The 24,795-nt window shown below is 46.6% G+C and carries 27 protein-coding genes; 24 read left to right on the top strand and 3 right to left on the bottom strand.

Annotated features, from left to right (window positions below; genetic code table 11):
* Positions 1–33: 33 nt before the first annotated feature.
* Positions 34–1,323, bottom strand: coding sequence for an adenosylmethionine--8-amino-7-oxononanoate transaminase (gene bioA / locus CWC22_RS10265; RefSeq protein ID WP_138535990.1), 1,290 nt, complete (start codon positions 1,321–1,323; stop codon positions 34–36).
* Positions 1,324–1,437: 114 nt separating this feature from the next.
* Here bioA and bioB point away from each other — a divergent pair, with 114 nt between their 5' ends.
* The 16 genes from bioB to CWC22_RS10195 all read left to right on the top strand — a co-directional run bounded on the left by bioB (position 1,438) and on the right by CWC22_RS10195 (position 11,995).
* Positions 1,438–2,481 (top strand): biotin synthase BioB, encoded by a 1,044-nt coding sequence (gene bioB, locus CWC22_RS10260; protein ID WP_010384553.1) that lies wholly within the window; start codon positions 1,438–1,440, stop codon positions 2,479–2,481.
* Positions 2,482–3,615, top strand: a complete 1,134-nt coding sequence (locus CWC22_RS10255; protein ID WP_138535988.1) for an aminotransferase class I/II-fold pyridoxal phosphate-dependent enzyme — start codon at positions 2,482–2,484, stop codon at positions 3,613–3,615. It begins immediately after the preceding gene.
* Complete coding sequence (locus CWC22_RS10250; RefSeq protein ID WP_138535986.1) at positions 3,612–4,367, top strand: methyltransferase domain-containing protein; 756 nt, start codon at positions 3,612–3,614, stop codon at positions 4,365–4,367. Before CWC22_RS10255 ends, CWC22_RS10250 begins: the two co-directional genes overlap by 4 nt.
* Entirely contained in the window at positions 4,364–5,059 is a 696-nt protein-coding gene (bioD, locus tag CWC22_RS10245; protein WP_138535984.1) for a dethiobiotin synthase, read from the top strand. Before CWC22_RS10250 ends, bioD begins: the two co-directional genes overlap by 4 nt.
* Before the next feature lie 5 nt (positions 5,060–5,064).
* Complete coding sequence (locus CWC22_RS10240; RefSeq protein WP_138535980.1) at positions 5,065–5,490, top strand: hypothetical protein; 426 nt, start codon at positions 5,065–5,067, stop codon at positions 5,488–5,490.
* Entirely contained in the window at positions 5,465–5,740 is a 276-nt protein-coding gene (locus CWC22_RS10235; protein ID WP_230090562.1) for a Rho-binding antiterminator, read from the top strand. Before CWC22_RS10240 ends, CWC22_RS10235 begins: the two co-directional genes overlap by 26 nt.
* Positions 5,741–5,808: 68 nt before the next feature.
* Positions 5,809–5,934, top strand: coding sequence for a DUF7661 family protein (locus CWC22_RS24555; protein WP_138535978.1), 126 nt, complete (start codon positions 5,809–5,811; stop codon positions 5,932–5,934).
* A 199-nt stretch (positions 5,935–6,133) separates the two neighbouring features.
* Positions 6,134–6,238 carry a DUF7661 family protein gene (locus CWC22_RS24620; RefSeq protein WP_419144606.1) on the top strand — a complete coding sequence of 35 codons (105 nt, stop codon included), beginning with the start codon at positions 6,134–6,136 and terminating at the stop codon, positions 6,236–6,238.
* Between the two features lie 176 nt (positions 6,239–6,414).
* Entirely contained in the window at positions 6,415–8,403 is a 1,989-nt protein-coding gene (locus CWC22_RS10230) for a methyl-accepting chemotaxis protein (RefSeq protein WP_138538183.1), read from the top strand.
* 50 nt (positions 8,404–8,453) lie between these two features.
* Positions 8,454–8,798, top strand: coding sequence for a 2OG-Fe(II) oxygenase (locus tag CWC22_RS10225; protein ID WP_138538184.1), 345 nt, complete (start codon positions 8,454–8,456; stop codon positions 8,796–8,798).
* Positions 8,799–9,003: 205 nt separating this feature from the next.
* Positions 9,004–9,690 carry a hypothetical protein gene (locus tag CWC22_RS10220; RefSeq protein ID WP_138538185.1) on the top strand — a complete coding sequence of 229 codons (687 nt, stop codon included), beginning with the start codon at positions 9,004–9,006 and terminating at the stop codon, positions 9,688–9,690.
* Between the two features lie 202 nt (positions 9,691–9,892).
* On the top strand, positions 9,893–10,045 hold the full coding sequence (locus CWC22_RS10215) for a hypothetical protein (protein ID WP_171045056.1): 153 nt from the start codon (positions 9,893–9,895) through the stop codon (positions 10,043–10,045).
* A 150-nt stretch (positions 10,046–10,195) separates the two neighbouring features.
* The gene (locus CWC22_RS10210) at positions 10,196–10,600 is read left to right on the top strand and encodes a DUF3574 domain-containing protein (protein WP_138538186.1); all 405 of its coding nucleotides are present in this window, start codon (positions 10,196–10,198) and stop codon (positions 10,598–10,600) included.
* Positions 10,601–10,645: 45 nt separating this feature from the next.
* A complete protein-coding gene (locus tag CWC22_RS10205; protein ID WP_138538187.1) occupies positions 10,646–11,020 on the top strand; it encodes a hypothetical protein in 375 nt (124 codons plus the stop codon).
* A 185-nt stretch (positions 11,021–11,205) separates the two neighbouring features.
* Entirely contained in the window at positions 11,206–11,520 is a 315-nt protein-coding gene (locus tag CWC22_RS10200) for a hypothetical protein (protein WP_138538188.1), read from the top strand.
* Between the two features lie 49 nt (positions 11,521–11,569).
* Positions 11,570–11,995, top strand: a complete 426-nt coding sequence (locus CWC22_RS10195) for a hypothetical protein (protein ID WP_138538189.1) — start codon at positions 11,570–11,572, stop codon at positions 11,993–11,995.
* A 394-nt stretch (positions 11,996–12,389) separates the two neighbouring features.
* Here the strand turns inward: CWC22_RS10195 and CWC22_RS10190 are convergent, their stop codons facing one another.
* Positions 12,390–12,593: a hypothetical protein gene (locus CWC22_RS10190; protein ID WP_138538190.1), complete on the bottom strand. Its 204-nt coding sequence runs from the start codon at positions 12,591–12,593 to the stop codon at positions 12,390–12,392.
* A gap of 100 nt (positions 12,594–12,693) precedes the next feature.
* Between CWC22_RS10190 and CWC22_RS10185 the strand changes: the two genes are divergently transcribed.
* Positions 12,694–13,233: a GNAT family N-acetyltransferase gene (locus CWC22_RS10185; RefSeq protein ID WP_138538191.1), complete on the top strand. Its 540-nt coding sequence runs from the start codon at positions 12,694–12,696 to the stop codon at positions 13,231–13,233.
* 13 nt (positions 13,234–13,246) lie between these two features.
* On the opposite strand, the gene CWC22_RS10180 is transcribed toward CWC22_RS10185, so the two are convergent.
* A complete protein-coding gene (locus CWC22_RS10180) occupies positions 13,247–13,990 on the bottom strand; it encodes an AraC family transcriptional regulator (protein ID WP_138538192.1) in 744 nt (247 codons plus the stop codon).
* A gap of 216 nt (positions 13,991–14,206) precedes the next feature.
* On the opposite strand from CWC22_RS10180, the gene CWC22_RS10175 reads away from it, so the two are divergent.
* From CWC22_RS10175 to CWC22_RS10145, 7 genes are all read left to right on the top strand, one after another.
* Positions 14,207–15,373, top strand: a complete 1,167-nt coding sequence (locus CWC22_RS10175) for a Gfo/Idh/MocA family protein (protein ID WP_138538193.1) — start codon at positions 14,207–14,209, stop codon at positions 15,371–15,373.
* The gene (locus tag CWC22_RS10170; protein WP_138538194.1) at positions 15,366–16,433 is read left to right on the top strand and encodes a sugar phosphate isomerase/epimerase family protein; all 1,068 of its coding nucleotides are present in this window, start codon (positions 15,366–15,368) and stop codon (positions 16,431–16,433) included. The genes CWC22_RS10175 and CWC22_RS10170 overlap by 8 nt, the downstream gene beginning before the upstream one ends.
* Positions 16,430–17,635 carry an MFS transporter gene (locus tag CWC22_RS10165; RefSeq protein WP_138538195.1) on the top strand — a complete coding sequence of 402 codons (1,206 nt, stop codon included), beginning with the start codon at positions 16,430–16,432 and terminating at the stop codon, positions 17,633–17,635. Before CWC22_RS10170 ends, CWC22_RS10165 begins: the two co-directional genes overlap by 4 nt.
* Positions 17,625–18,233: a gluconate 2-dehydrogenase subunit 3 family protein gene (locus CWC22_RS10160; RefSeq protein WP_138538196.1), complete on the top strand. Its 609-nt coding sequence runs from the start codon at positions 17,625–17,627 to the stop codon at positions 18,231–18,233. Before CWC22_RS10165 ends, CWC22_RS10160 begins: the two co-directional genes overlap by 11 nt.
* A gap of 9 nt (positions 18,234–18,242) precedes the next feature.
* Positions 18,243–19,955, top strand: coding sequence for a GMC oxidoreductase (locus CWC22_RS10155; protein WP_138538197.1), 1,713 nt, complete (start codon positions 18,243–18,245; stop codon positions 19,953–19,955).
* Positions 19,956–19,973: 18 nt separating this feature from the next.
* Positions 19,974–20,873, top strand: a complete 900-nt coding sequence (locus tag CWC22_RS10150; protein WP_138538198.1) for a sugar phosphate isomerase/epimerase family protein — start codon at positions 19,974–19,976, stop codon at positions 20,871–20,873.
* Positions 20,874–21,054: 181 nt separating this feature from the next.
* On the top strand, positions 21,055–24,696 hold the full coding sequence (locus CWC22_RS10145) for a PKD domain-containing protein (RefSeq protein ID WP_138538199.1): 3,642 nt from the start codon (positions 21,055–21,057) through the stop codon (positions 24,694–24,696).
* Positions 24,697–24,795 lie beyond the last annotated feature (99 nt).

Below are 24,795 nucleotides of genomic sequence, written 5' to 3'. Positions count from 1 at the left end.
TTTTGTCGAACTTTATTGCAGTGCAGGTCTTGATTAATATGCGTCCTGCTCGATAGCTTGGTAGATGCCTTCTGCCAGATATGCAATATCTTCATCCGATGTGATATAGGGAGGCATCAGATAGATCAGTTTGCCAAACGGGCGGATCCATAAGCCTTTTTCGATAAAGAATCGCTGTATTTTTGCCACGTCAATTGTGCGATTTAGTTCAACAACTCCAATCGCGCCGAGTACTCTGACATCCTGCACGGCATCCAGTGCTTTGCAACGCTCAAGCATTCGTAAACTTTGTTCCAGACGCTGAACGTGCTGCTGCCAAACATTACTTTGCAATAGTGTCAGGCTGGCATTGGCGGCAGCACAAGCGAGTGGGTTGCCCATAAAAGTAGGGCCGTGCATCAGTACTTTGGCTTCGCCCTGGCTGATCCCAACGGCTATCTCATCTGTGGTAAGTGTTGCAGATAGTGTCATAGTGCCACCGGTCAGGGCTTTACCCAGGCAGAGAATATCTGGGCTGATATCGGCGTGCTCACAGGCGAATAACTTTCCGGTGCGACCAAAGCCTGTCGCTATTTCGTCGAGGATCAGCAAAACGTCATACTTATCGCACAGTGTACGGAGCTTTTTGAGGTAGTCCGGGTGGTAGAAATTCATACCACCAGCATTTTGCACTATTGGCTCAATGATAAATGCTGCAACATCCTGGTGATGCGCGACAAATGACGCTTCGAGCTGCTGTAATTCTTCTTCAACAGCGCCTTCATTGAAACGCCCGGATGGTGCAGGTACAAAAATATGCTCCGGCAGGAAGCCCTGATACATACTGTGCATGGAATTGACCGGATCGCACACACTCATCGCGGCAAAGGTATCACCATGATAACCCTTTTGGGCCGTCATAAGTTTGGTTTTGCGATTATGGCCCTGGCTTAACCAGTACTGCAGGGCCATTTTAATTGCCACCTCAACACTGACTGAACCGCTGTCCGCCAGAAACACCTTATTCAGTGGCGCAGGAGTCATGGCCACTAGCTTTTTACATAGTTCAACTGCGGGAGCATGTGTGAGTCCGCCAAACATCACATGACTCATCTTGCCTGCTTGTTCAGTGATTGCAGTTACAATATCCGGGTGATTATAGCCATGAATAGCGCTCCACCAGGATGCCATACCATCAATCAATTCTTCGCCAGTCTCCAGATGAATGCGATTACCTTGTGTATGACTAGCTGGATAAACGGGCAGCGGATCCAGCATAGAGGTATAGGGATGCCAGATATGAGTTTTATCAAAGGCTAAATCAATAGTGTTATTATTACTCACTTGTAAACCTTGCTTAAGTGGTCTGTGTTGACAATGGTAAAGCAAGAAGTAGACTAAGCCAATCACCGTCATAACAACTGACTAAAAAATGTCAGTCAAAAGAAGAGAATAATTATGGAATTGGGCACAGTACGTCACGATTGGACGCATAAAGAAGTTAAAGCACTATTTGAAATGCCATTCAACGATCTGTTGTTTCATGCCGCGAGCATCCACAGAAAAAACTTTAATCCCAATGAAGTACAGATCTCTACACTCTTGTCTATCAAAACAGGTGCTTGTCCGGAAGATTGTAAATATTGTCCTCAGTCGGGCCATTACAAAACCGATCTGGAGCGTGAACGCCTGATGGAAGTTGAAAAAGTGGTTGCACAGGCCAAGGTGGCCAAAGAAAAGGGCGCAACGCGCTTTTGTATGGGCGCAGCCTGGTCTGATCCAAAAGACCGCGATATGCCCTATATTGAAAAGATGGTTCGCGAAGTTAGAGAACTGGGCCTTGAAACATGTATGACCCTGGGTAAACTCGATAATGACAAAGCACATGCGCTCAGAGAAGCAGGCTTAGATTACTATAATCACAACCTGGATACGTCACCTGAGTACTACGAACAGATCATTACCACACGTACTTATCAGGACCGTCTGGATACACTCGACCACGTCCGTGATGCCGGTATGAAAGTCTGTTCGGGCGGGATTGTAGGTATGGGTGAGCAAGCCTCTGACCGTTACGGTCTGCTTATGCAGCTAGCGAATCTACCTAAGCAACCTGAAAGTGTGCCAATTAACATGTTGGTTAAAGTGGCTGGTACCCCCCTAGAAGACGTTGAAGATTTAGATCACTTTGAGTTTATCCGTACCATTGCGGTTGCACGTATTATGATGCCATACAGCTATGTGCGTTTATCTGCGGGTCGTACAGCAATGAACGAGCAAATGCAGTCGATGTGTTTCTTTGCCGGTGCAAACTCGATTTTCTACGGCGATAAGCTACTCACCACAGAGAACCCGGAAGCCGATGCAGATATGAACCTGCTTAAAAAGCTGGGCATGCAACCGGAGAAACGTCAGGATTACTCAGACGAAGCTTATGAAGCGTCTCTGAATTCTGCAATCGCAGATAAAGCAACGTCTGAATTGTTCTACGAAGCCAACTAAATGGCTTTTGAGTTCATCGATGCAGCCCTCCAAGCCCGGGCTGCGGCATCTTTACTGCGTCATCGTCAGTGTATAGGCAAAGTTTCAGCCCGTGAAATCGAAGTTGACGGCGAAACTTACCTGAATTTTGCCAGCAATGATTATCTTGCATTGGCCGATGAAACGCTTAGCCTGACGGCCCAGCCCGGCAGTCGCAGTTCGGCGCTGGTGACGGGGTTTCAATCAGTCCACTCGGCTTTTGAGGCACAGTTGTGTGATGCTTTTGGTTACGACAGGGCATTATTGTTCGCCAGTGGTTTTGCTGCGAATACCAGCGTGCTTCAGGCGCTATTTAACGATCCGGCTGTAGGGCGTGAATCTGAGTTGTTTCAGGACAAGCTTAATCATGCCAGCTTGCTGGATGGCGCATTACACAGTCAGGCTAAGCTAACACGGTTCAATCACAACGATATCACCCATTTGCGTGCGCGACTGGAAAAGTCTAAAGCAAAATACAAACTGATCGTGACTGAAGGTGTATTTTCGATGGACGGCGATTGCGCGCCTTTGGTGGATATCGCTCAGCTTGCAAACACGCACAGTGCCTGGCTGATGGTTGACGATGCCCACGCACTGGGCGTGCTGGGTGATAACGGGCTTGGCAGTATTGACAGTGGTGTTAAGCCAGAGTTGTTGGTGATCACTTTTGGTAAAGCGATGGCTTGTCAGGGCGCTGCGGTGTTATGTAGCGAGCGCGTGCAGCAGTATTTATTGCAATTCAGCCGCGAATACATTTACTCCACGGCAATGTCACCAATGCTGACAGAAATTGCAATTAAGCAGTTTATTAAGTTACGCAGTGCCTGCTCACAAAGAGCAGCATTAAAAGATAACATTGCCTATTTCACCCAAACGGCGGCGCAACTGGGTATTCCGGTTCTGCCATCGACAACGGCCATACAGCCTGTCGTGCTTGGCTCGGCAGATAACGCACTCGCAGCCCAACAGCAATTGAAAGCGCAGGGAATATGGTTGACTGCCATCCGGCCACCGACAGTACCGCAAAATGCTGCCCGGTTACGTATCACCCTGACTGCGGCGCACACCTCAGCAGACATAGATACCTTGCTCAATGCACTTAAGGAGGCGATATGAGTGTTTCAGTAAAAGCACAGGTTGCCTCGCGTTTTTCGCGTGCATCTCAGGTTTACGTGCAGCATGCGAATGTCCAGCAACAGGCCGCAGAGATCTTACTTAAGAAAATCACTCAGCGATGTAACAGACTTTTAGACTTAGGCGCAGGTCCCATGCAGCATTACGACGCGTTAAGTCAGCGTTGTGCGCAATTAGTAGCATTGGATTTGAGTGCTGGTATGTTAGGGCAAGGTCCTGAAGATGCGCTTAAAATCTGTGCGGATATGGACAACTTACCGCTCGCGGATAACTGCGTTGATGCTATTTTTAGTAATTTTGCGATTCAGTGGAGTCAGGATCATGCCAGGTTATTTGCAGAGCTAAAACGGATTTTGAGACCCGGGGGGAAAGCCTACCTGAGCATTGTAGCCGACGGCTCTTTGTGCGAAATACAGCAGGCCTGGCAAAGCGTAGACACGCACTGTCATGTTAATCGCTTTACCCCATTTGATGTGCTACTGACACATGCCGACGACGCCGGATTTGTCATTGATGATGCTGAATTGATGTGCCTGAAAGAAACCTTTCGCACGGCTCAAGCGGCCTTTAAATCAGTGAAGGCGATTGGCGCCAACCAATTACAGCATGAAGGCCAGCGTCGTGGCTTGCTGGGAAAAGCACAATATCGTAAATTATTGGCTGGGTACCCGCTTACCAATGGTCGGGCTCAGTTGAGTTATCAGGTCGCCTTAATGGAGCTAACTAAGTTATGAGTGCATTCTTTATCACTGGTACAGACACTGAGGTGGGCAAAACCCACGTGTCTTCATTACTGCTTAAGTTATTGGCACAAAGAGGCAAGAAAGCGCTCGGTTTTAAACCGCTTGCAGCAGGCGCTGAAGAAGCCTTTGGTCAGCTTGTGAACGAAGATGCGCTGAGTCTCATGGAAGCGGCTTCTGTGCACGGCAAATATGAGCAGATCAATCCATTTTGTTTCGAGCCACCTATTGCACCACATATCGCTGCGCAGCGTGCCGGGGTGACCATTAGCTGTGAGGCATTGAGTGAAAAATATTGTGAGTTAAGTACCTTAGGTGCAGAGTATACGCTTGTTGAAGGCGCCGGTGGCTGGGCGTTACCTATCAACGACACCCAATTCTTGTACGACTGGATTAAACAGGAGCAATTGCCCGTGATCCTGGTTGTTGGGATGAAACTGGGTTGTCTGAACCATGCATTTTTGACCGAGCAAGCTATTAGTGCAGCCGGTTTGAACTGCGTAGGGTGGGTGGCCAATCAGGTTGATCCTGCCATGCAGGAATATGAAGCTAACCTGGAGACCTTGAAACAACGATTAAATGCACCTCTGCTTGGGGTAGCGCCGTACAGCGAAGGGACACCTAAATTGCAAATCCACAGTGCTTTGCTCGATTTATTGGGCCTTCAGCACAGCGCAAATGCGTGACCCACTTGCGTCAACAGCACCGTAGCGATAACTCGGTATTTTCTATACTGAGTTACGCGGGTCTGAGTCTGGCCCTGCTGTTACTACTGTTTGTTATTCCTCGAGAAGCACCCATTCAGGCTGTGCCTGTTATTCAGGGAAAGGCAATCAACCATTGCCATTACCGTTGTGCACATGACAGGGCGATTAAAGTGCAATTGTTAGCGAGTGGACATCTATACTTCATGTATGAAAAGGTCAGCTATCCTCTGGCTGAGCGCCGCAAGCTTGGTGAATTAATAGATAAGTTACGCTTTGAGGACTCAACAGAAAGTGTTTGGTTGTATATATCACCAGACGCGACAGTTGAAGATGTCATTACGGCGTCAAACCTGTTCCGACAGCACTCTGTGAACCGGATCGTCATTGGCAAACTTGAAACAGGAGCATAAGCGCGTGATCAGTTGTAGCGACTACGACTATTTTGAGATTGTTTGCCTGTTTCACTATCCGGTGACTATCAATCTGCGTAGCGGTGAACAGCTCTCGGGCATGGCCCTAGACTTGTGCCGTGATACGCACAAGAATGAGTGTTTAAAGCTGAGTGTGGGGGACCAAGCCAGCCTAGTGCAACTGACCCAAATCACCAAATTGACAATCAATACCACCAACCCGCACTTTAGTGAAAAGCTTTTTAGCTAGCCTGTCGACTTTCCTGGCCAAATAGTAAAAACTGCTTGTTATGCTTTGTTTTATTTTTAGGAATACGGATGACATTCAGGTTTAATGTATTTGGCAAACGCATGTCAGTAAGCCGGGTTGAGGCGCAATGGCAGCTGTTTAATGATTCTGACAGGGGCATGCGCGCCAGGGTATATGATACCAATTTCACTTAATACCTGGTCTATTTGAAGGAGCAAATATGACGCTAACAGCGTTAAAAATTTCTCATTTAGAAGAACTAAATAGCAAAATTTTTGCCTCGCCTACATGGACGTAGGTGCCTCAGCGATAGCAGGACGCGAGAGCGGTGTTATCGACTATATTCTCTCGCCTCAAAACAGAACACTTAATTAAGCAAATTGGTATGATGTCGTGATCCCTCCCGAGCTGGATGAATCTGAACTGGCCCGATATCTCGACGATATTTATCACGAACGCTCTTCAGAAGCCCATCCCAGGGTGATATTGCTCGATTAGTGGGTAAGTCGTCATTGGTGTGGTGACTAGCTGTACCCTCAAAGCGCAGACATGCTTACGATAGTCGCAGCTCAGATAGTGTCGACTTTGCAGATTTTTGACTATCTTTAATAGCAATAAGGATATCCAGTCATTAAGCAGTTGATTGGGTTCATTAAGTGAATACTGGAGACACCATGAATCTGCTTAAGCGCTTTTCTATTATTCAATTGTCTATTATTAGCTCAGCTGCCTTACTTATTTTTGTGCTTATTTTGCTTAGCAAAGTCGTCTATCAGTATTGGCAAGACATTGAGGCAACCTCAAAAGACATCGCTTATATAGGGTTACTGGATGCAATGGAAAAGGTGGCGCATCATCATGCTGTTGAGCGGGGGCTCACGGCTGGCTTTTTGGGCAATCCTAGCGGGCAAACCAGACAAGCGGTTGCGGCGCAACGTATCAAAGCGGATGCTGCCGCTGCTGCGCTGGAAGGTTTGTACAATGGTGCATTTAAAGACGATGACAAAGTGCAAAAGTGGCTACCTAATTTGTTTACACTGCTGAGAGAAAAGAGCGCGTTGCGTCGTCAGGTGGATCAACAGCAGGGCAAAAATGCATTTAATTATTACAGCCATGTCAATCAACTTGCTCTGAATACCGCGATGCGCATGCAGGCTTATGTCACAAACCGGGAGCTGGCATCCAATTTGTCCATCGCATTTTTGATGGCGCAGAGTAAAGAGCGCAAAGGACAATTACGGGGCAAAGTGAATGGGGTGCTGGCCAGGCAATCTGCCAATGACGCTGTAAAACGGGATCTTGCTTATTATCAGCTGCAACTTACTTTGTTAAAAGAGCAGCTTGAAACGGCGTTGTCCGGAGACACGCTGAGTGCCTATAAACAGCTGATGTCTGATAGCCGTGCTCAGGCGCTTGATAAGGTGATCACTGCCATTGCTAAGGGCGATAATATTGACTATTCACAACTACCGAATAGCGGGCAGTGGTTTTCGCAGGCGACCGGGCAAATTAAGGACGTCAAAGCTTTACTCGACAGCCAGTGGGCACATACGCGTGAAATCAGTGAGGCGTATAAAGCAGATCTGATCAGTCAAATGACCTGGTTGTTTGTGTTGTTCATGATTTTTATGCTTATCATCATAGTGATCAATACGCATTTGTTTACTTCTTTACGCAGTGAGCTGAATGAGCTAACCGGTATTTTGACTAAAGTTGCGAATAACGGTGACCTGACCTTAGATGTGAGGCTAAAAACCAGTGATGAGCTGGGTAAAATCTCCGAATCGATTCACAATACGGTGTATGCCTTTAAGGATCTGCTGGTGGGGTTATCCAAGTCCATTAACGTAGGGACTAAGCTTGGTAATCAAATGGAAAAAGCTGCCAGTCATGTGACCGAAGATGCGCAGCGCACCCAGAGTCTTGCCACCAATATTGCAGCGGCCATTGAGCAAATGGCGGCAACCAGCGAAGACATCGCAAAAGCGGCGTCAGATACGTTAAACGCCAGTGATCAGCTCAATGATGAATCTAAAAAGTTACTTGAAGACAACCAGCGTAATCTGGATGCCATGCATGTACTGTCGCAGAATATGGAGCAGGTCAATGAAATGGCATTGAACATGGAGCAACAGGTGGAGGAGATCAACACTATCCTGGACTCTATCCGCAGTGTGGCCGATCAGACCAACCTGTTAGCGCTTAATGCGGCTATTGAGGCGGCCAGAGCAGGTGAACATGGTCGGGGCTTCGCGGTGGTTGCTGATGAAGTCAGGGGGCTTGCCAATAACAGTAAAGGTTCATCTGAGCAGATCTCGACTTTACTCAGCAACCTGAATGACATTAGTCGCAATGTGGTGAATGCCATCAAAGAAAATACCGGGTTGGCTAGTAATATCATGAGTGAAGTGGAGCAAACCCGGCAGGTCTCCATGCAGGTCAGTGACCATAGTAGTCATGTGGAGCAACTCACGACCTCAGTCGCAACGGCAGCGCAGCAGCAGTCTGTTGTTGCACAGGATATTTCCAGTAACACCACAGCAGTATTAGATGCAGCGAATGAGGAACTTAAGACCTCACAGGCATTAAAACGACTCTTTGATGACATGAAACTGAACAGTGATACACTACAGCGTACTATGGACAATTTTAAAATTGATTAAGCGCAGTATTATCAACACGCTCTGCGCGGGACATCATGTGAGTGCAGGTTATGTGGAAAAAACTATGGCGCTGGGAATCAGGAAGACAAGACTCGGGCTACGATAAAATGCTGTTAGGCGGTGCAATCTGGCCCATTAAATTCGACTGTTACCTGATCCACTTCCCGGCGGGCAGTGAAATCAAACAACACGTGGATCAGGTCACCTCCGGTAAACATTACCGGCTCAATATTATCCTCAAACACGCCAAACAAGGCGGCGAATTCATCTGCCAGAATACCTTGCTGAACTGGTCAAGGGTTAAATTATTCAGACCTGATACAGAACCTCATGCTGTAAGCAGAATCACTGAGGGTAGTCGCTACGTATTGAGTATTGGTTGGGTCAATACGTGACATAAAGCTTATTTTCTGGTGTTGTAGACGAAAAACAGGCGTGTAATAAAGCCTTCTAAAAAAGTCTGTACCCTTAATGTCATTCATACGTATTACTTAGGCATGGTGAGCGTGTGAAATACAAAATATCTGTTGAGAATCTGAGGGGTGAGAAGTACAGGGTTCAATAGGTCACAACTGACATACTGTATAGAGTGTTCAACTGATGAAAGTAATAGTCCTTCTTTTCTTATTGTTTGTTGCTTTTTTCTCTTCTGCTAAAAACAAAATTGCTAAATACCCCCGTGATATAAGTCCCGATTGCAGAGATGGCGTTGCAAAAATATACGACGAATGTTCGGATCAAAAGAACATCATTAAAATGGCCTTGCTGGAAGCAAACTCAACCAATAAAACGGTATTGCTAGTGTATGGCGCCGAGTGGTGTATCTGGTGCCATGTTTTTGATAAGTACATTGATGGTCAGCGTCGAAAATATGTTTATGAATGGCAATATGATAATGAGCCTCTGAAGTGGAAAATGTATGAAAGGGGTTCAAGAAATATAGACCGTAAGGCACTGGACCTGAATAAATATGTCTCAGACAACTTTGTTGTAGCCTATATAGAAGCCGATTATTCACCCAATGGAGCCGAAGCAATTGAAGGTATAGGGGTAAACTCTGAAGCGATACGAACCTTTCCTTTTTTCTTTTCCATTGATTCGACCGGACAATATGCCGGACATATGCAAGCCTATAACTCAATCAGTGGTCTTGAAAAACGTACGGATAGTGGCAGGGAATATCGAGGCTTTGACAGAGTCATCCTGTTAGGCGAGCTCAAAAAGCTCCGAAGTGCAGCAATGCTTAGTGACAGGCAGCTTCAACAATCTCTCAACCAACAGGACTAAGCATTCTTAGTGTATTGGTGACAAATATCTGAGGGCTAGGGTGGGGCGGTCAGTATGACTCAGATATTGAGCCAGAAAGAGGCAATCAAATAAGGATAATTATGTATTTAATGTGGCTGTTGGCGATACATATGGTGTTGTGTGTAATTATTGGTACGCGGGTTTGTCTGACCCCGACACTAACACTTAAGATAAGTTAAAATTGCTGCTAATCGCGCTGTTCTTGCCTGTTTTTGGCTCTATTTTGAGTTTCGCGATAAGTCGCAAGATGGAGTTTGGTAACACCGACAGTGGCTGGTACTTTAGCGGCTCAACAGACTCCCCGGATGATGGAGGTGGCGATGGAGGTGAATAGGCTCCTGGAAATGCACGGGGTCTTCCTATGCACAAAGGCGTGTAATCCAAGCATTATGTGCTTTGCGCAATGGGTAGCGCATAGGCAATAAAGATCATGTAAGATATATTCCGCCTCAGGGCTTATGTTTATCTAATCAAGGGAAGAACAATGAGAAAAAATCTAGGCCTTGTTATGATTTTAATCGCTGTACTACTGAGTACATTCCCTTCGTACGCCGATGAAGTCTATCGGCTCAGGTTGTTCTTTGGGCTGTCATTGCCAGATGGCGGCGGTGTCTCGCTGGAGCAATGGCAAGCGTTTCAAAATGACGAGATAGTGAAGACCTTTGATGGCTTTAATGTCGTGGATTCGGTGGGCTACTACAAAGGTAAGCCAGAGCGTTCGAAAGTCGTGACCGTGATTGTAGACGAACAGGGCGTTAAAAAGGCCAAAATACTGGCATCTCTGTATGCTAAAAAATTTAAACAGGATTCCGTGATGATAGTGAAAGTGCCGGTTGCTGAATGGAGCTTTATCGGGCCTGATTATGGCAGTACTTCCAAAAGCCAATAGCCTTTTATATTTTAAAAGCATATAAAATAGGTGAGGTTTCATTCCATGAATTCAGAAGTAATGATGAAGCTTTTGCTGTTTTTAAGCATTGTCTTTTGGTCGACACTGTCACATAGCAAGAGGGAAATAAGTATTGAGGCTTCATTAACACTGGAACAAACTTACCTCGAAGAAAGTCTGGTGAAGGGCAATGAAGTTGTCATCGAGATGGTGAAGTCCGGTAATTTCTCTCCTGACCCACAGGTCAGATTTGACTATCTTAATTTCTACTTTCCTGAAAAAGAGACCCGTGTATTGGGCTATCAGCCTGTTTATTTTAATTATGGACATGCAGATAAGTATATTGGGTGCTGTATTAACCATGGAACAGCGGTTGTACTCAGCAAACTTCCCAGTGAATCTGGCACAGATTTGCAATAATTTGCGAAGCGTAACTTCTGTATTATCTCAAAAGGTGATCATATTTATATGCCTGTTCAGATAAAAAAACTGATCATAATGGGCGGTTTCGATTTAACTAATTTGATAGAGTTATCATGCAAAGAGCGCGATATGCTCGAATTTGAGGAAGAAGCTACGGCTCAATAGGTACAGTAAGCTAAGTTATGCAAATCTTTTTAGCGTTAGTTATTTTGTCAATATCATCGGCGTCGTACGCCGATACTTTGGTTACGGCTGAGTATGAAGCAACAGTCACTAGGTTATGTGAAGATACAGATGTCGTGTGTGATAACGTTGTTTTAAACTTAATACACAACTTTAAAGGCGAAAAGTTACGACTGGGCGGAAAAACACGACACAAAAACTGCCTTAGCCCGGACGTTGAATGCACGTTCATAGGGTATGAATTTGAAGGAAAGCAGCTGGTTTACATGCTCTTGCCTGATGGTATGTTTCAAATCATCAACCAAGATGGCTAACTAGTATATTCAGAGCAAGGGAGTTGGCTGTAAGCTTATTATGATCAGCATGAGTATAGAAACAGCTGTTTTATTGAGAATGATTGGCTACGTGCTTTTTTTAGTATTGCCAATGTTCGTGCCGTTTTTTAAAGGCCTTTGCCGAAAACCTTTCAAAGTACTGACGAGGTATACGCTCTGTGTTGTGCTAATGTATCTTGCTTTAGCAGCTCCTGTATACAACTTAAATTATCAGCTAGATTTGGTTGTCGCACAGATGGACAGAGATGGCAATGGATCCATTAGCCCTGTTGAAGAAGCAACCTGGACTGAAACGGAAATAAAAGCAAGAAAGATGCGGGTTGCCGACGGGGGCAGGAATGTGTTTGGTTATGCCCTGGCGCCATACCTTGCATTAACTTATAGCGCTATTGTGTTCTTAATGACCTATTTGTCTATATGGCTCTTTGGAAAAATTAAAACCCGAGTGTTTTAATTAGTCTTTTTGTGTTACTGAATGCTTTGACTTTGTGCGCGTCAGCACATGCAAACCCCTGTAAAACTGTCTCAGGTACGTTATCGGTTTGGAACGGAAACCCTCCAAGCTTAAGGCTATCGGATACATCGGATGGTAATCTATATGGTGTTGAAGAAGCGGGAGAAGGGCCCAGGAATGAAGCACTACCGCCGGGGCTTTATGAACGCTTTTTATCGGGTGAAAACCACGTTATAGGCACTTTTTGCTTGGAAATACTGGAAGATAAATATTCTCTTGTATATGACAGCTCTGAAATTAGGTTGGTGAGAATCAGTCTTTATTCAGAGTGAATAACCCCAGCTGACTTAAGCGAGACTTTCAAAGTCAACATCGCGGGGGTGAGCAGGGGATATTACCCTTGCTCCTTTTCTCTTGCCTGATAATTTGGCAGCAGCTCTTCTACAATTTTCTGTGCCGCAATGGTGTAGCGCACGCCGTTGAACATCACAGAGGTGTTTTCTTCGATACCGGTTATCCCGGTCAGTGTCCAGCCTTCGCCTTTTTCCGGGCACCATACTTTGGTGGTGGGGGGAATGACAATATACTCTTCGCTCATCTAAACGACTCCTGACGGCTGTTACTTAAGGTCCGATAGTTTATACTAATTCTGCGTAAAAGAGAGGGCTTTATTGAAAGCTTTTAGATGATGGAATCCCATGCAAATTAAAACACCCAGATTACTGCTGAGGCCGATGAATTATCGTGATGTACCGGCGCTGGTGGCGCTGTTAAATGACCCTCTGGTAAGTCAGTATAATGATTACGGAACGCAACTGACGCAGCAGGAAGTCAGAGCAATGTTACAGGCCGATTTAGATGACTTTTATGAAGGCTGCGGTGGGCGTTTTGCGATTGAGCATGAGGGTGTGTTCATAGGGACGATTGGACTATATGACTGTGACGTTAAGGCAAAACATATTCACCTCGGCATCGAGCTTGCGCCCAGATTTTGGCGTCGGGGGCTGGCCTCAGAGGCGCTCAACGCAACTCTAAATGCCTTGGAAACAATGGTACCTGGCTGCAAGGTGTCACTGGTATTGGGTAAGGTTCAGCAAAAAAATTTGGCATGCCAGCGCTTGTTGAAACACTGTGGGTTTCGAAAAGTCAGAGGTGGTGCTATCGCCATGTTCGCGTTTTGTCCGTTGAGAGAAGAGGCCGGTTACTTTGATGAGGATGCTGTGTTAGCCAGTTTGTGACTGTAGTTATTAGCTATCTATGATAGTGCTTTTTCACCTCTCGGGGCTGTTCACTGAAATACAACTGAAATTGTCGGCTAAAATAGCTGTGATCCGTAAAGCCTACCGAAAAAGCAATTTCACTGATTGAATCGTTGGTCTCTATGAGTAGTTTTCTGGCTTGTTCGAGTCGTACCTGAGTCAAAAATTGTTTTGGCGTGATATTCAGGTGCTTTTTAAAGCGTCGCTCTAGTGCACTGACCGATAGGTGGCTCGCCTCTGCTATCTCCGTAAGTTTTAGTGGCTGAGCAAAGTTAGCTCTGATGTATTCTACAGGTGTCTTTAGCGCGCTCATTCCAGGTTGTGTGCAGCTATGTGCATGGAGCTTTTTTGACATACCATAAGTGCCGACAATCTCGCCTTGTGAAGAATACAGAGGGCGTTTGGAAGTAACATACCAAGCAAGGTCGTCGGAGCCTTCGGGTTGGTTTACCTCAAGTCGTTCTGTAACCAACTGACCAGCCATCACTTTTTCATCATCTACCATATATTGGTGGGCGAGGTGAGCTGGTGCAAAAGCCAGGTCGGTCTGACCAATAATTTGATGTAAAGAAGACACACCGATGTGCGCAAGGAACGCTTCATTACCGTGCACGATTTCCCCTTTTGCATTTTTTACCCAAAATAACGTACCCGGGAGTATGTCGAGCATGGCTAATAATTGAGAAAAGTGAACAGAATCGAAGAACGTATCGCTCTGATTACAATCATTATCCATAGCCTTGTAGCCTATTATTTTTTACTTCTTTTTATTTATACAATATACATGATTTTAAGTCACTAAATTTAAAGTATTTTGGCCTTAAGGTGTCTTCTTTGAATACAATGTCGCCGATTTTATTGCATTATTGTCCGATTTTGACCTAACGCATATATTCACTTTCTATTTACCATTGTTGCGTTATCAGAAAAATAAGACAGCAGAATTAAGTAAATGAAAAAAATTAAGATGGGAATGGTCGGCGGTGGCCCGGACGCCTTTATTGGTGCTATACATCGCATGGCAGCGCAGCTTGATGGTCAAATTGAATTGGTATGTGGTGTTTTTAGCAGTGCTCCGCAACGCTCATATGAATACGGAACATATCTGGGTTTAGAGGCGTCTCGCTGCTATCGGCATTTCGATGACATGCTGAAGCAGGAGTCGTCATTGCCAGAGGGCGAGAAAATGGAGTTATTAGCCATAGTGACACCAAACCATCTGCATTTTCAAATGGCCAGTGAAGCGATTAAACATGGCTTTCATGTGATTTCGGATAAACCTGCCACCATTTCATTAGCGCAGGCACTTACATTAGCTCGTCAGCTTGCATGTTCTGATGTGTTATATGCGCTGACCTATACCTATACAGGCTATCCGATGGTGAAAGAAGCTAGATATCGGGTACATGCTGGCGAGTTAGGGTCAGTTCGAAAAATTATTGTTAGTTATCAGCAGGGCTGGTTGAACGGTGAAAATGCAGAAAGTATAAAGCAAGCCTGCTGGCGACTTGACCCTGAACAGGCTGGGTTAAGTTGTTGCATGGGCGATATTGGTGTTCATGCAGCTAATCTGGCTGAGTACATCAGTGGCCAGTCTATCACTCATGTATGCGCAGATCTTAATACTGCTTATGAGCACAGGGCACTGGATGACGATGGGGCAGTACTGCTTAAGTTTGGTAATAAAATCAAAGGTGTACTACTGGCCAGCCAGGTGGCGACGGGAGAAGAAAATAATCTTTCCATCAGTGTCTATGGAGATAAAGGCAGTCTAAAGTGGGAGCAGCAATCCCCTAACAGCCTGACACTGAGATACGCGGACAGCTCAATGCGGGTTATCCGAAGTGGGGTTGCCAATGACTCGCCTCTTGCAATTGCAAATACAAGATTGCCCGCAGGTCACCCTGAAGGGTATATAGAAGCCTTTGCCAATATATATCGTAATTTTGCAGTGAAAATTCGGGCTCAGCAAGCGGTTCAACCGCCATGTGAAAACGCACTAGACGTACCAGGGATCAAAGAAGGGATCCGGGGGATGTTGTTTATCGATAGTGTTGTTCGTGCCAGTGGGTCATCACAAAAATGGCATGCGGTTCAGGGAGCGCAGTTACATGACTGAAATAAAAGGGCCGGGCATTTTTTTAGCCCAGTTTATAGAAGATGAGGCGCCATATAATACGCTAGAAGGACTTGCGCAGTGGGCATCAAGCCTGGGATACAAGGCGATTCAGTTGCCAACACACATTGGCTCTCTTTTTGATTTAGAGTGCGCAGCCCAAAGTAAAGATTACTGTGAACAGATTAAGGCACTACTGGCTCGTTACAATCTTGTGATTTCAGAGCTTTCAACACATATACAGGGGCAACTAGTGGCTGTAGCGCCATGTTATGTTGAGATGTTTGCCGGATTTTATCCAACCAATCTGAACAATGATCCAGACTCTATTTCCTTGTGGGCGAGTGAACAGCTGGCGCTCGCCGCTCAGGCCAGTCAAAATCTCGGGCTCAATGCTCACGCTACTTTTTCTGGGGCTTTGCTTTGGCCTATGGTTTATCCCTGGCCACAGCGGCCATCTGGGTTGGTCGAGCAGGGGTTTGCAGAGTTGGCACGACGCTGGTTGCCTATTTTGGACGCATTTGATATCGCAGATGTTGATGTCTGCTTTGAATTGCACCCGGCGGAAGATTTACATGATGGCGCGAGTTTTGAGGCATTTCTCAAACAGGTAAACCATCACCCCAGAGCCAATATACTATATGACCCCAGCCATCTTCACCTGCAGCAGCTGGACTATCTTGCTTTCATTGATTTGTATCACGACAGGATCAAAGCATTTCATGTCAAGGATGCGGAATACCGTGTCAATGGTCGGACCGGTGTGTATGGCGGATATCTCAACTGGAAAGACAGAGCAGGGCGTTTTCGCTCGCTTGGTGACGGTCAAATCGATTTTAGCGCAATCTTCAGCAAGCTCACGCAATATGGCTTCGATGGCTGGGCCGTACTGGAATGGGAGTGCTGCATAAAAGATCCTTATATCGGTGCTTTGCAGGGGGCCCAGATCATTAAAGATCTGATCATTAAGCCGACATCAAAAGCATTTGACGATTTTGTCGGCGGAGACAGTTGTGAGATGACAAACAGGCGTCTCCTTGGGCTAGAGGAGCGTGAAATATGAGCGGGCAAGTCAAGCAGTGGGCCTTTATTACTGCATGCGTTGCACTGACGGTGACTGCGATGACTTTTGCTATTCGTGCAGGCATGTTGTCGCAGCTTAGCCAGGTATTGCAGTTGACCGACAGCCAGCTTGGCTGGGTCAATGCAATGGCATTTTTCGGATTTCCTGTAGCCACAATCGTCGGTGGTGCTCTTTACAAAGTGCTGGGCGCTAAGCGGTTACTCATGATTGCATTTATTGGCCATATATTGGGCTTATTGTGCACCTTATTTGCTTCTGGGTTCTACAGTCTGATGTTTGCGACCTTCCTTATAGGTCTGGCGAATGGCGCAGTGGAAGCCGGTTGTAATCCAATGGTAACCCAGTTATTTCCTGGCAAACAAACTACCATGCTAAACCGGTTTCATGTTTGGTTTCCGGGCGGTATCCTGTTGGGGTCCCTGATTTCATTATCAATGAGTTATTTCGGTCTTGGCTGGCAGTCTCAGTTTGCCTGCCTGCTTGTTCCGACTTTGCTATATGGCGCATTACTTATTCGTTTGCCCGGTAACCTTGCCGAAGAGCAGGCGCCTGCTAATCCGCAGCGCCCTGCGCTAAAGGCTCTGTTTTCACCCCTCTTTTTGTTCATGCTGTTGTGTATGACGCTTACGGCGAGTACCGAGCTGCTAACCCAGCAATGGATTGAACGCATACTTCGAGAATCTGGTGCGTCAGCTATGCTCACTCTGGCGCTGATCACTGGGGTTATGGCTGTCGGGCGTTATTTTGCTGGGCCTGTCATTAAGCAACTTAACCCACTGGGTGTGCTGCTAATGTCCTCTGTGACGGCGTATATTGGGATCCGATTTATGTCTATTGCTGAGGGGGCTGAAGTGTATTACGCGGCAATCATTTTTGCCCTTGGAGTAACCTATTTTTGGCCTACTATGCTTGGGTTTGTGTCTGAAAAGCTTCCTAGTACCGGCGCACTTGGGCTGGGAGTAATGGGGGCTGCTGGTATGTTCGCTGTTAGTATCTGGAACCCGGTCATAGGTCAGCTAATTGAGCAAGGGCAGTCCTTGGGCACTCAAAATGTTAAAGATACCTTAGTTACTCTGAGTTACTTCCCACTCAGTCTGGTTGCTGCATTTGGGTTGCTTCTATTGGGTAGCACTTATAAAACCAGGCGCCAAACTCTTAAAGGAGGTTGCTATGACAGCTGAACTCACCAGTCAGTCAAGAAGGCGCTTTCTTCAGGGCGTACTTGTCTCCTTAGGAGCTGGCCTCGGAAATGGGTTTATTGGTGAGAATGCCGTGGCTGCCGCATTGAGTTATCGGGTTATACCAGATGGTGAACCTCATCAGACCAAGGTGTTGAGTAATAAACAGCTGGTAATGCTGAAGAGGGTATGTAACACCATTATCCCTGCGACCGAAACGGCCGGCGCCGGTGATATCGGTGTTCATGATTTTATTGATCATCATTTGTACCACTGTTACGACCTGAATGCACATACCCGCATGCGCGCGATACTGAGCGTGATCGAAACAAGCAGTCTGCGTATATACGGGCAGCCATTCGCACAGCTCAATAGCGAAAAACAGGTTATTCACTTAACTCGACTGGAAACCGCAGCCGAGCCTTTCTCAGAGCAGCAGCGTACTGACTTTAAACAGCTCAAGGCACTGGTTTGCTTTGGTTACTACACGTCAGAAACCGGGGCCAGTCACGAGCTTGTATATCAGGCTTATCCTGGTGGATTCAAAGGTCAGATTGCCTATCGCGGGCAAGCAGGCTTCGGCTCTTTGGCATACTACTAAGGAGCTGTGATGTACATCAAAGAATCAAAACAAGCGTATGATGCCATTGTGATTGGCTCAGGGATAACGGGCGGATGGGCTGCAAAGGAATTCTGTGAAAAAGGGTTTAGGACGCTGCTCATCGAGCGAGGGCGGGTTGTTGAGCATCGTAAAGATTACGTTGGCGAAGGCATACCGCCATGGGAACAGCCGCTTCGGAGCAAAGTGTCATTGGCGGAGATTGAGCAGCAGTATTATGTTCAAAAAAATTGCTATGCGTTTAATGACAGTACCAAACACTTTTTTGGTAATGACAGAGATTTGCCATTTGAGACGACAAAAGGAACTGATTTTTGGTGGATCCGCGCCAACCAGTTAGGTGGTAAATCATTACTTTGGCATCGCTTTTCATATCGCTGGAGTGACTTTGACTTTAATGCGAATAAATTGGATGGCTTTGGTAATGACTGGCCTATTCGATACCAAGATCTCGCGCACTGGTATTCCTATGTAGAGCGTCATGTGGGTATTTGCGGACAGAAAGAGTCATTGCCACAACTTCCAGACAGTGAGTTTTTACCACCGTTTGATATGACGGCGCCTGAGTTACATATAAAACAACAGCTCGAAGCCGCCTTTCCTGACAGAAAGCTGATCCACGGCAGGCAGGCACATTTGACTAAACCCAGCGCACATCATCTGGCTCAGGGCCGGGGACAGTGCCAGGCGCGTAATGAATGCCAAAAAGGCTGCTCCTTTGGCGCTTACTTCTCGACGCAAAGCTCAACACTTCCAGATGCAGCAAAAACCGGAAACTTACAGATAGCGCCAAATAGCGTTGTGCACAGCCTGATCTACGATGCAGCAAGTAATCGTGTGAAAGGCGTTAGGGTGATCGACAATGACGACCTAAGTGAGCGCGAATACTTTGGCAAAGTGGTGTTTTTATGCGCCTCTACGCTGGGGTCAACACAGATCCTATTAAACTCTCGTAGCAAAACTTTCCCCAATGGCCTGGCAAACAGCTCTGGTGTGCTGGGCCATTATCTGATGGATCATAACTACAACGCCTGGGCTAAAGCTGATATTCCGGGCTTTAAAGGTTCATTTTATTCTGGCAGACGCCCGGGTGGGTTGTACATACCCAATTTCTACTTCAAGCCGGACCCGAAAAGGCCATTTTTACGTGGATATGGTATGTCGGCTGGTGCCTATCGAGAGGACTGGCAAGCGTTGAAGAATAATGACGGTATTGGTATTGCCTTCAAGCAACAATTACAAAAGCCCGGAAAATGGAAGTTTTCGTTAGGAGCTCAAGGAGAAATGCTTCCCAGATTCGAAAACAGTGTGCAACTGCACGCATTTAAAAAAGACAAATGGGGCATACCGCAGCTTGAGATTAACTGTCGATTCTCAGAAAACGAGCGATTGATGATGCTCGATGCCGCAGAGCAGGGCCAGACAATGCTAGAAAAGATAGGCCTGGAAAATGTTTCTTCCGGCCTGCATGGTAAACCGCCCGGATCAGGGATCCACGAACTGGGTACTGCCAGAATGGGCAAGGATCCGAAAGACTCTGTGCTCAACGGCTTTAACCAGAGTCATGATATTCCAAATCTATTTGTTACTGACGGTGCGAGCTTTTGTTCATCGGCAGTACAAAACCCCAGTCTGACATTTATGGCATTAACAGTCAGAGCTGTGAACTATGCGGGGAAAGAAATCGCCGCCAGACGCATTTAAATAATAAAGGTACTTACTATGACGTTTTTTAAACGCTTTCTCTCAACGCTGGTATGCGCTGGGTTGCTAACTGCATGTAACGGGCAACTGGACACTCGCGACGAAGACAATCAAGCGGTTTTGCGTCTTGAACGGTCACAGATCCCCGCAATTAGTGTGCAGTTATGGTCGGTCAATCATACGCTGAAGAAGGACTTTAAGGGTACATTGGAAGCAATCTCGGCAATGGGGTTTGATGCGGTTGAGTTTGCCGGAGACTTTGGCCCTTATGACAATGATCCGCAGGGGTTAAAACGCTATCTGGAATCTCTTGGTCTTGAGGTAAGTGGTGCACACGTGAAGATGCGTGATTTAACCGACGACAAGTTCGAGAAAACAGTCGCATTTTATCAGCAGTTGGGCAGTCCTATGATAATAGTGCCCAGTGATAAACGGGCAGAGCAGGCCGAGACGATAGAATCTTTTGTAGCAGAGCTAAATAAAGTAACGATAAAAATGCGGGATAAAGGGATGCGTTTTGGTTTTCATAATCATGACCGCGAGCTGGTGCCATACAAAAACAACACGTACTGGGATTACATTGCTGCAAATACGCCTGAAGACTTTGTATTGCAACTAGATGTGGGATGGGCCCAGTACGCTGGAAAAAATCCCGTGGCTTATATCAATCGCTATCCGAACAGAACCATTACGACACACTTTAAAGCCAAATATCCTGCAACTGTGACAAATAAGAAGCCCCTTATCGGTCAGGATATCACTGATTGGTCAGCGGTTATCTACGCCAACGTCACAAGAGGAGGAACGCAATGGCTGGTACTGGAGCAGGAAGAATATCCGGATGGGTTAACTCAGCTGGAGGCAGTTCAGGTATCAAAAAAAGGATTGGATAACATCATTACCCGACTGACTAATTAAGTCAGCGCACAACTACATAAATTAGACCTTTTTCATTGTTAATGCCACCAAGGTGGCATAGCAGTCGGGTGCGTGATTGCACCCAAAGTTACACCAGAACAACAAAGAATGCTAGCCCGTACCGACAATCCAAGGGCAGGCTGTAAAAAGCACTACATATCAACAACAAGGATACAACAAGATGAAGAAACGCATTATTGCGGGGCTATGCTCGTTTAGTGCCTGTATTACACCTTTAACCGTGCATGCAAGCGTCAAACATGCCAGCACCGAGACGAACGCAGTTGAAGCGAAACTTGCGCATAGTGAGTGGCCTCAGGACACGCTCATACCCAGCTGTGGCGCGGATCACAACGGTCAGGATTGGGCAAAATTGCAAAAATCTGCAGCTAAGCAACCTGTGGGGGTGATGGCACCATTTGCACAGCCCATGATGGTAGCAGCACAAAGTACGCCATTGTCGCCCGAGCTATTGCACAATAGCACCGCAGTGGCGGGGCGCTACTATATCCCAGTTGTGTTCCATGTATACGGTGACGCCTACAACTGCAGCGATTCCAGCCAGAAGTGTCTGACTGACGAGAAAATACAGGATGCGCTGACTAAGTTAAATAATGACTTTCTGGGGTTGTCGGTTGACTCACCTGAGGTCTCTCCTCAGTTTCAGGCGATCCGTGAAAATTTGAATATCGAATTTGTGCTGGCGGGTAAAGACCCTCAGGGCAAACCGACTAATGGCATTGTGCGCTATAGCCATGATCAGACTGGCTACGGCAATCATGATGATGAAACGTTGGCGAAAATACAGGCTGATGCCTGGGACAACTTCAGTTATATGAATGTGTATCTCATGCATGACTTGTATGATGATGGTAAGGAGACTAATTCCGGTGTTGCCTGGTATCCGGAATTAGCGATGACTGAGGAAAATACCGCACGAGTCGTCTATAACGGCCATTATGTAGGTAACAACACCAGTGAAAATTTTCGCTCGGTACTGACCCATGAATTTGGCCATTGGCTTAACCTGATCCACACCTTTGAAACTAAGCAGTGTTCAATTACAAACGAAGCGTTTTGTCATTCAACCGGAGACCGTAGCTGCGATACACCTCAGATGTCTATGCCCAGTGAAATGCAGAATAATGCACCTAACTGTCTGGGGCAGGCTACCAATACCGAAAATTTCATGCACTACTCAGACAACTACGCCATGTTTACGCGTGAGCAGGTATCTCGCATGACTGCAGCACTACATAACCCTGCCAGAAACACCTTGTGGTCTAACGATAACCTGATCAAAACAGGTCTGTCTCAGTATGTCAGCGACTCAGGTCATCCGTGGGATGGTAACTCGGGGTTAGATGTGGAACCGCAGGGAGAGGTACTGGCCAGTTATCAAATTCCTTTTGCTGGCAAAGATACGGTGGAGACTTTTGAGATAAATTTGCCGTATAACGCGCACAATATCTTGTTTTATCTCAATGGTCACAGCGAAGACCCGGATTTGTATGTATCAAAAGGTCAGGTACCAACACCACCGGCAAACGATGAAGGTCAATGGGTAGCCGACCTGATCTCGTTTAACAGTGCAGGAGATAGCGAAGCGGTTACGGTAGATACACCAGATGTCCATTCCTCCTATTTTGCCTCTGTTCATGCTTTTACTGCTTACAGTGATACCACGCTGAGTGTGATCCAGGGTGAAGATCCTTATCTCAATGAGGGTGAGCATCGTTATTCCTTGTTTAAACTCGATGGCCTATGGGCGAATAAGAACAATGCTTCCTGGCCGGACCGTGCCGGTAAAACCTTTGACTTCCAATTCAGTGTACCGCAAGAGGCTACCCGTACTGTGGTTGTCGTCCCCGGTGGTTATCAGGGGCCGAAGATGGCAGATGGGTCAATCAAGAGAAATGGCGATTTGGATATGTACGTGGCCAAGGACAGGGCGGTTTCAAAAACACAATTTGATTGCCGACCTTTCACCTGGAAAGGGATCACTGAATACTGTGAGTTTGAGGGCGGAGGCGATTTTGAAGTGATTATCGATCCCTTTGAAACTTACACCAATGCCAGCATTCAGGTGTATTATGAAATAGCAGATACGCAAAACCAACTACCATTCGCGAATATCAACGGCCAATCGCGCGTAGAAGCGGTAGGCCACGCACTTGAGTTTTCAAGCGCTGGTTCTAACGATCCAGATGGTGAGATAGTCTCATTTCTGTGGGATTTTGGCGATGGGACGCAAAGCATTCAAGCAGAAGTCGACCATATTTACACAATGACCGGTACTTATCCGGTTAGCCTTACGGTTACTGACAATGCCGGGAATCAAAGCACAGCACATGCCAGTGCAGTGATCACTGAGCTATCTCCTGAAGATGCCCCTTTATGTGAAGACTGTAAGCGTATTTACCTAGCTGACGAGCTGAACCTGGCGGCCAGTGCTGGTGGGCAGACTTATAACTATGAGTTTGCAGTACCGGATGCGGCGTCTCTGGTAACCTTTGAGCTGGTCGAGCGTTACAAAGGAGACCCGGATATTCATGTTAGTCGAAATCAGGCAGTGTCTAAATCTCAGTATGATTGCCGTCCCTGGGAGGCGCCAAATCAGACCGAATTGTGTCAGTTTGAACAAGGTGGTGTGTTTAACGTGATGATTGACCCGTTCAAGGATTATGAATCGCTGCGCTTCAGAGCGTACTATGATATCCACCGTGATGCCGACCACTCAGCGCCAAATCGTTTACCTGTAGCGAATGCTGGTGGTAATCAGACCGTCAGAGCTGGGGAACAGGTTGTACTGGATGGACGTCAGTCAAGCGATCAGGACGGTGAACTAGTAACTTACTTGTGGGATCTTGGTCATGGCACGACCCATACCGGAGAAACTATCACTCATCATTTCAGTCGGACTGGCAGCTATCCCGTTAGTCTTACGGTGACCGACGACAAAGGTGCAACTAGCAGTACGCAAGTGATCATTAGGGTATTGCCAATTGGCGACTTTGATGAAGATGGTAACGTGGACAGCGATGACATCAATGCTGTTCGCGACGCCATTGCCGCCAACCAGCCGTTAGACAGCACTTTTGACATTAATGGTGATGGTGTAATAGACAGTGCAGATGTAACAGCCATGGAAGAATTGTGTAGCTTTGCCAATTGCTCTAACACTCTCCCAGCACCTCAGCCACCGGTTGCACGTGCTGCGGTACTTAGTTCACAGATCCAGATTGGTCAGACTGTGTCATTTAGCAGTGCAGGTTCTGATGATGAATTTGGCCAGATCACCGCCTATCAGTGGGACTTTGGCGATGGTACACAGAGCAATTTTGCAAATCCAAATCATAGCTACACTCAGGCGGGTATCTATCAGGTTTCGTTGACCGTCACTGACAATGACAATATGACAGCCAGCGCTACAGTGACAGTGAATGTTGATCATGAACCACTAATGGATGCGTGTGTGGATCAAGATGGCGCAACAACGAGACGCCTGACGCCAAGCGAACCCCACTGTATCAATAGTACCCGAGGCTACTCATTTGCAGGCATGGACCGGGGCCCAAAAACCGTGGCAATCACGCTAATCAATGTGCCCGCCGATACTCGCGTTTTCTTCGGTGACGGCCACTGGCCCAAAGCCGATGGCAGCGACCATGATGCGGTTTCCGTTAAAGATGGCAATCAGCAGTGTCTGTTCTATGAGATTAATGAACAGTCACGTTACTGGGGCTACCTGGTGATGTCCGGCAATTCGCTCGGCGCCACCATAGTTGTCGACTACGACGTAGCAGGCTGCCGCCCACACTAACCCCTAGCCCTAAGCCACACGCCAGTGTGGCTTATTTGTTTTTACACCCATCGGGCGCAGTCTTGAGGGTTAGCTGCGCCCACCATATAACAACACAAC

This window comes from Pseudoalteromonas rubra (assembly GCF_005886805.2).
In the GTDB taxonomy this organism is placed as follows: Bacteria; Pseudomonadota; Gammaproteobacteria; order Enterobacterales; family Alteromonadaceae; genus Pseudoalteromonas; species Pseudoalteromonas rubra_D.
The sequence above is the reverse complement of the archived record's forward strand: the minus strand, read 5'-3'. Positions and strand labels throughout refer to the sequence as shown.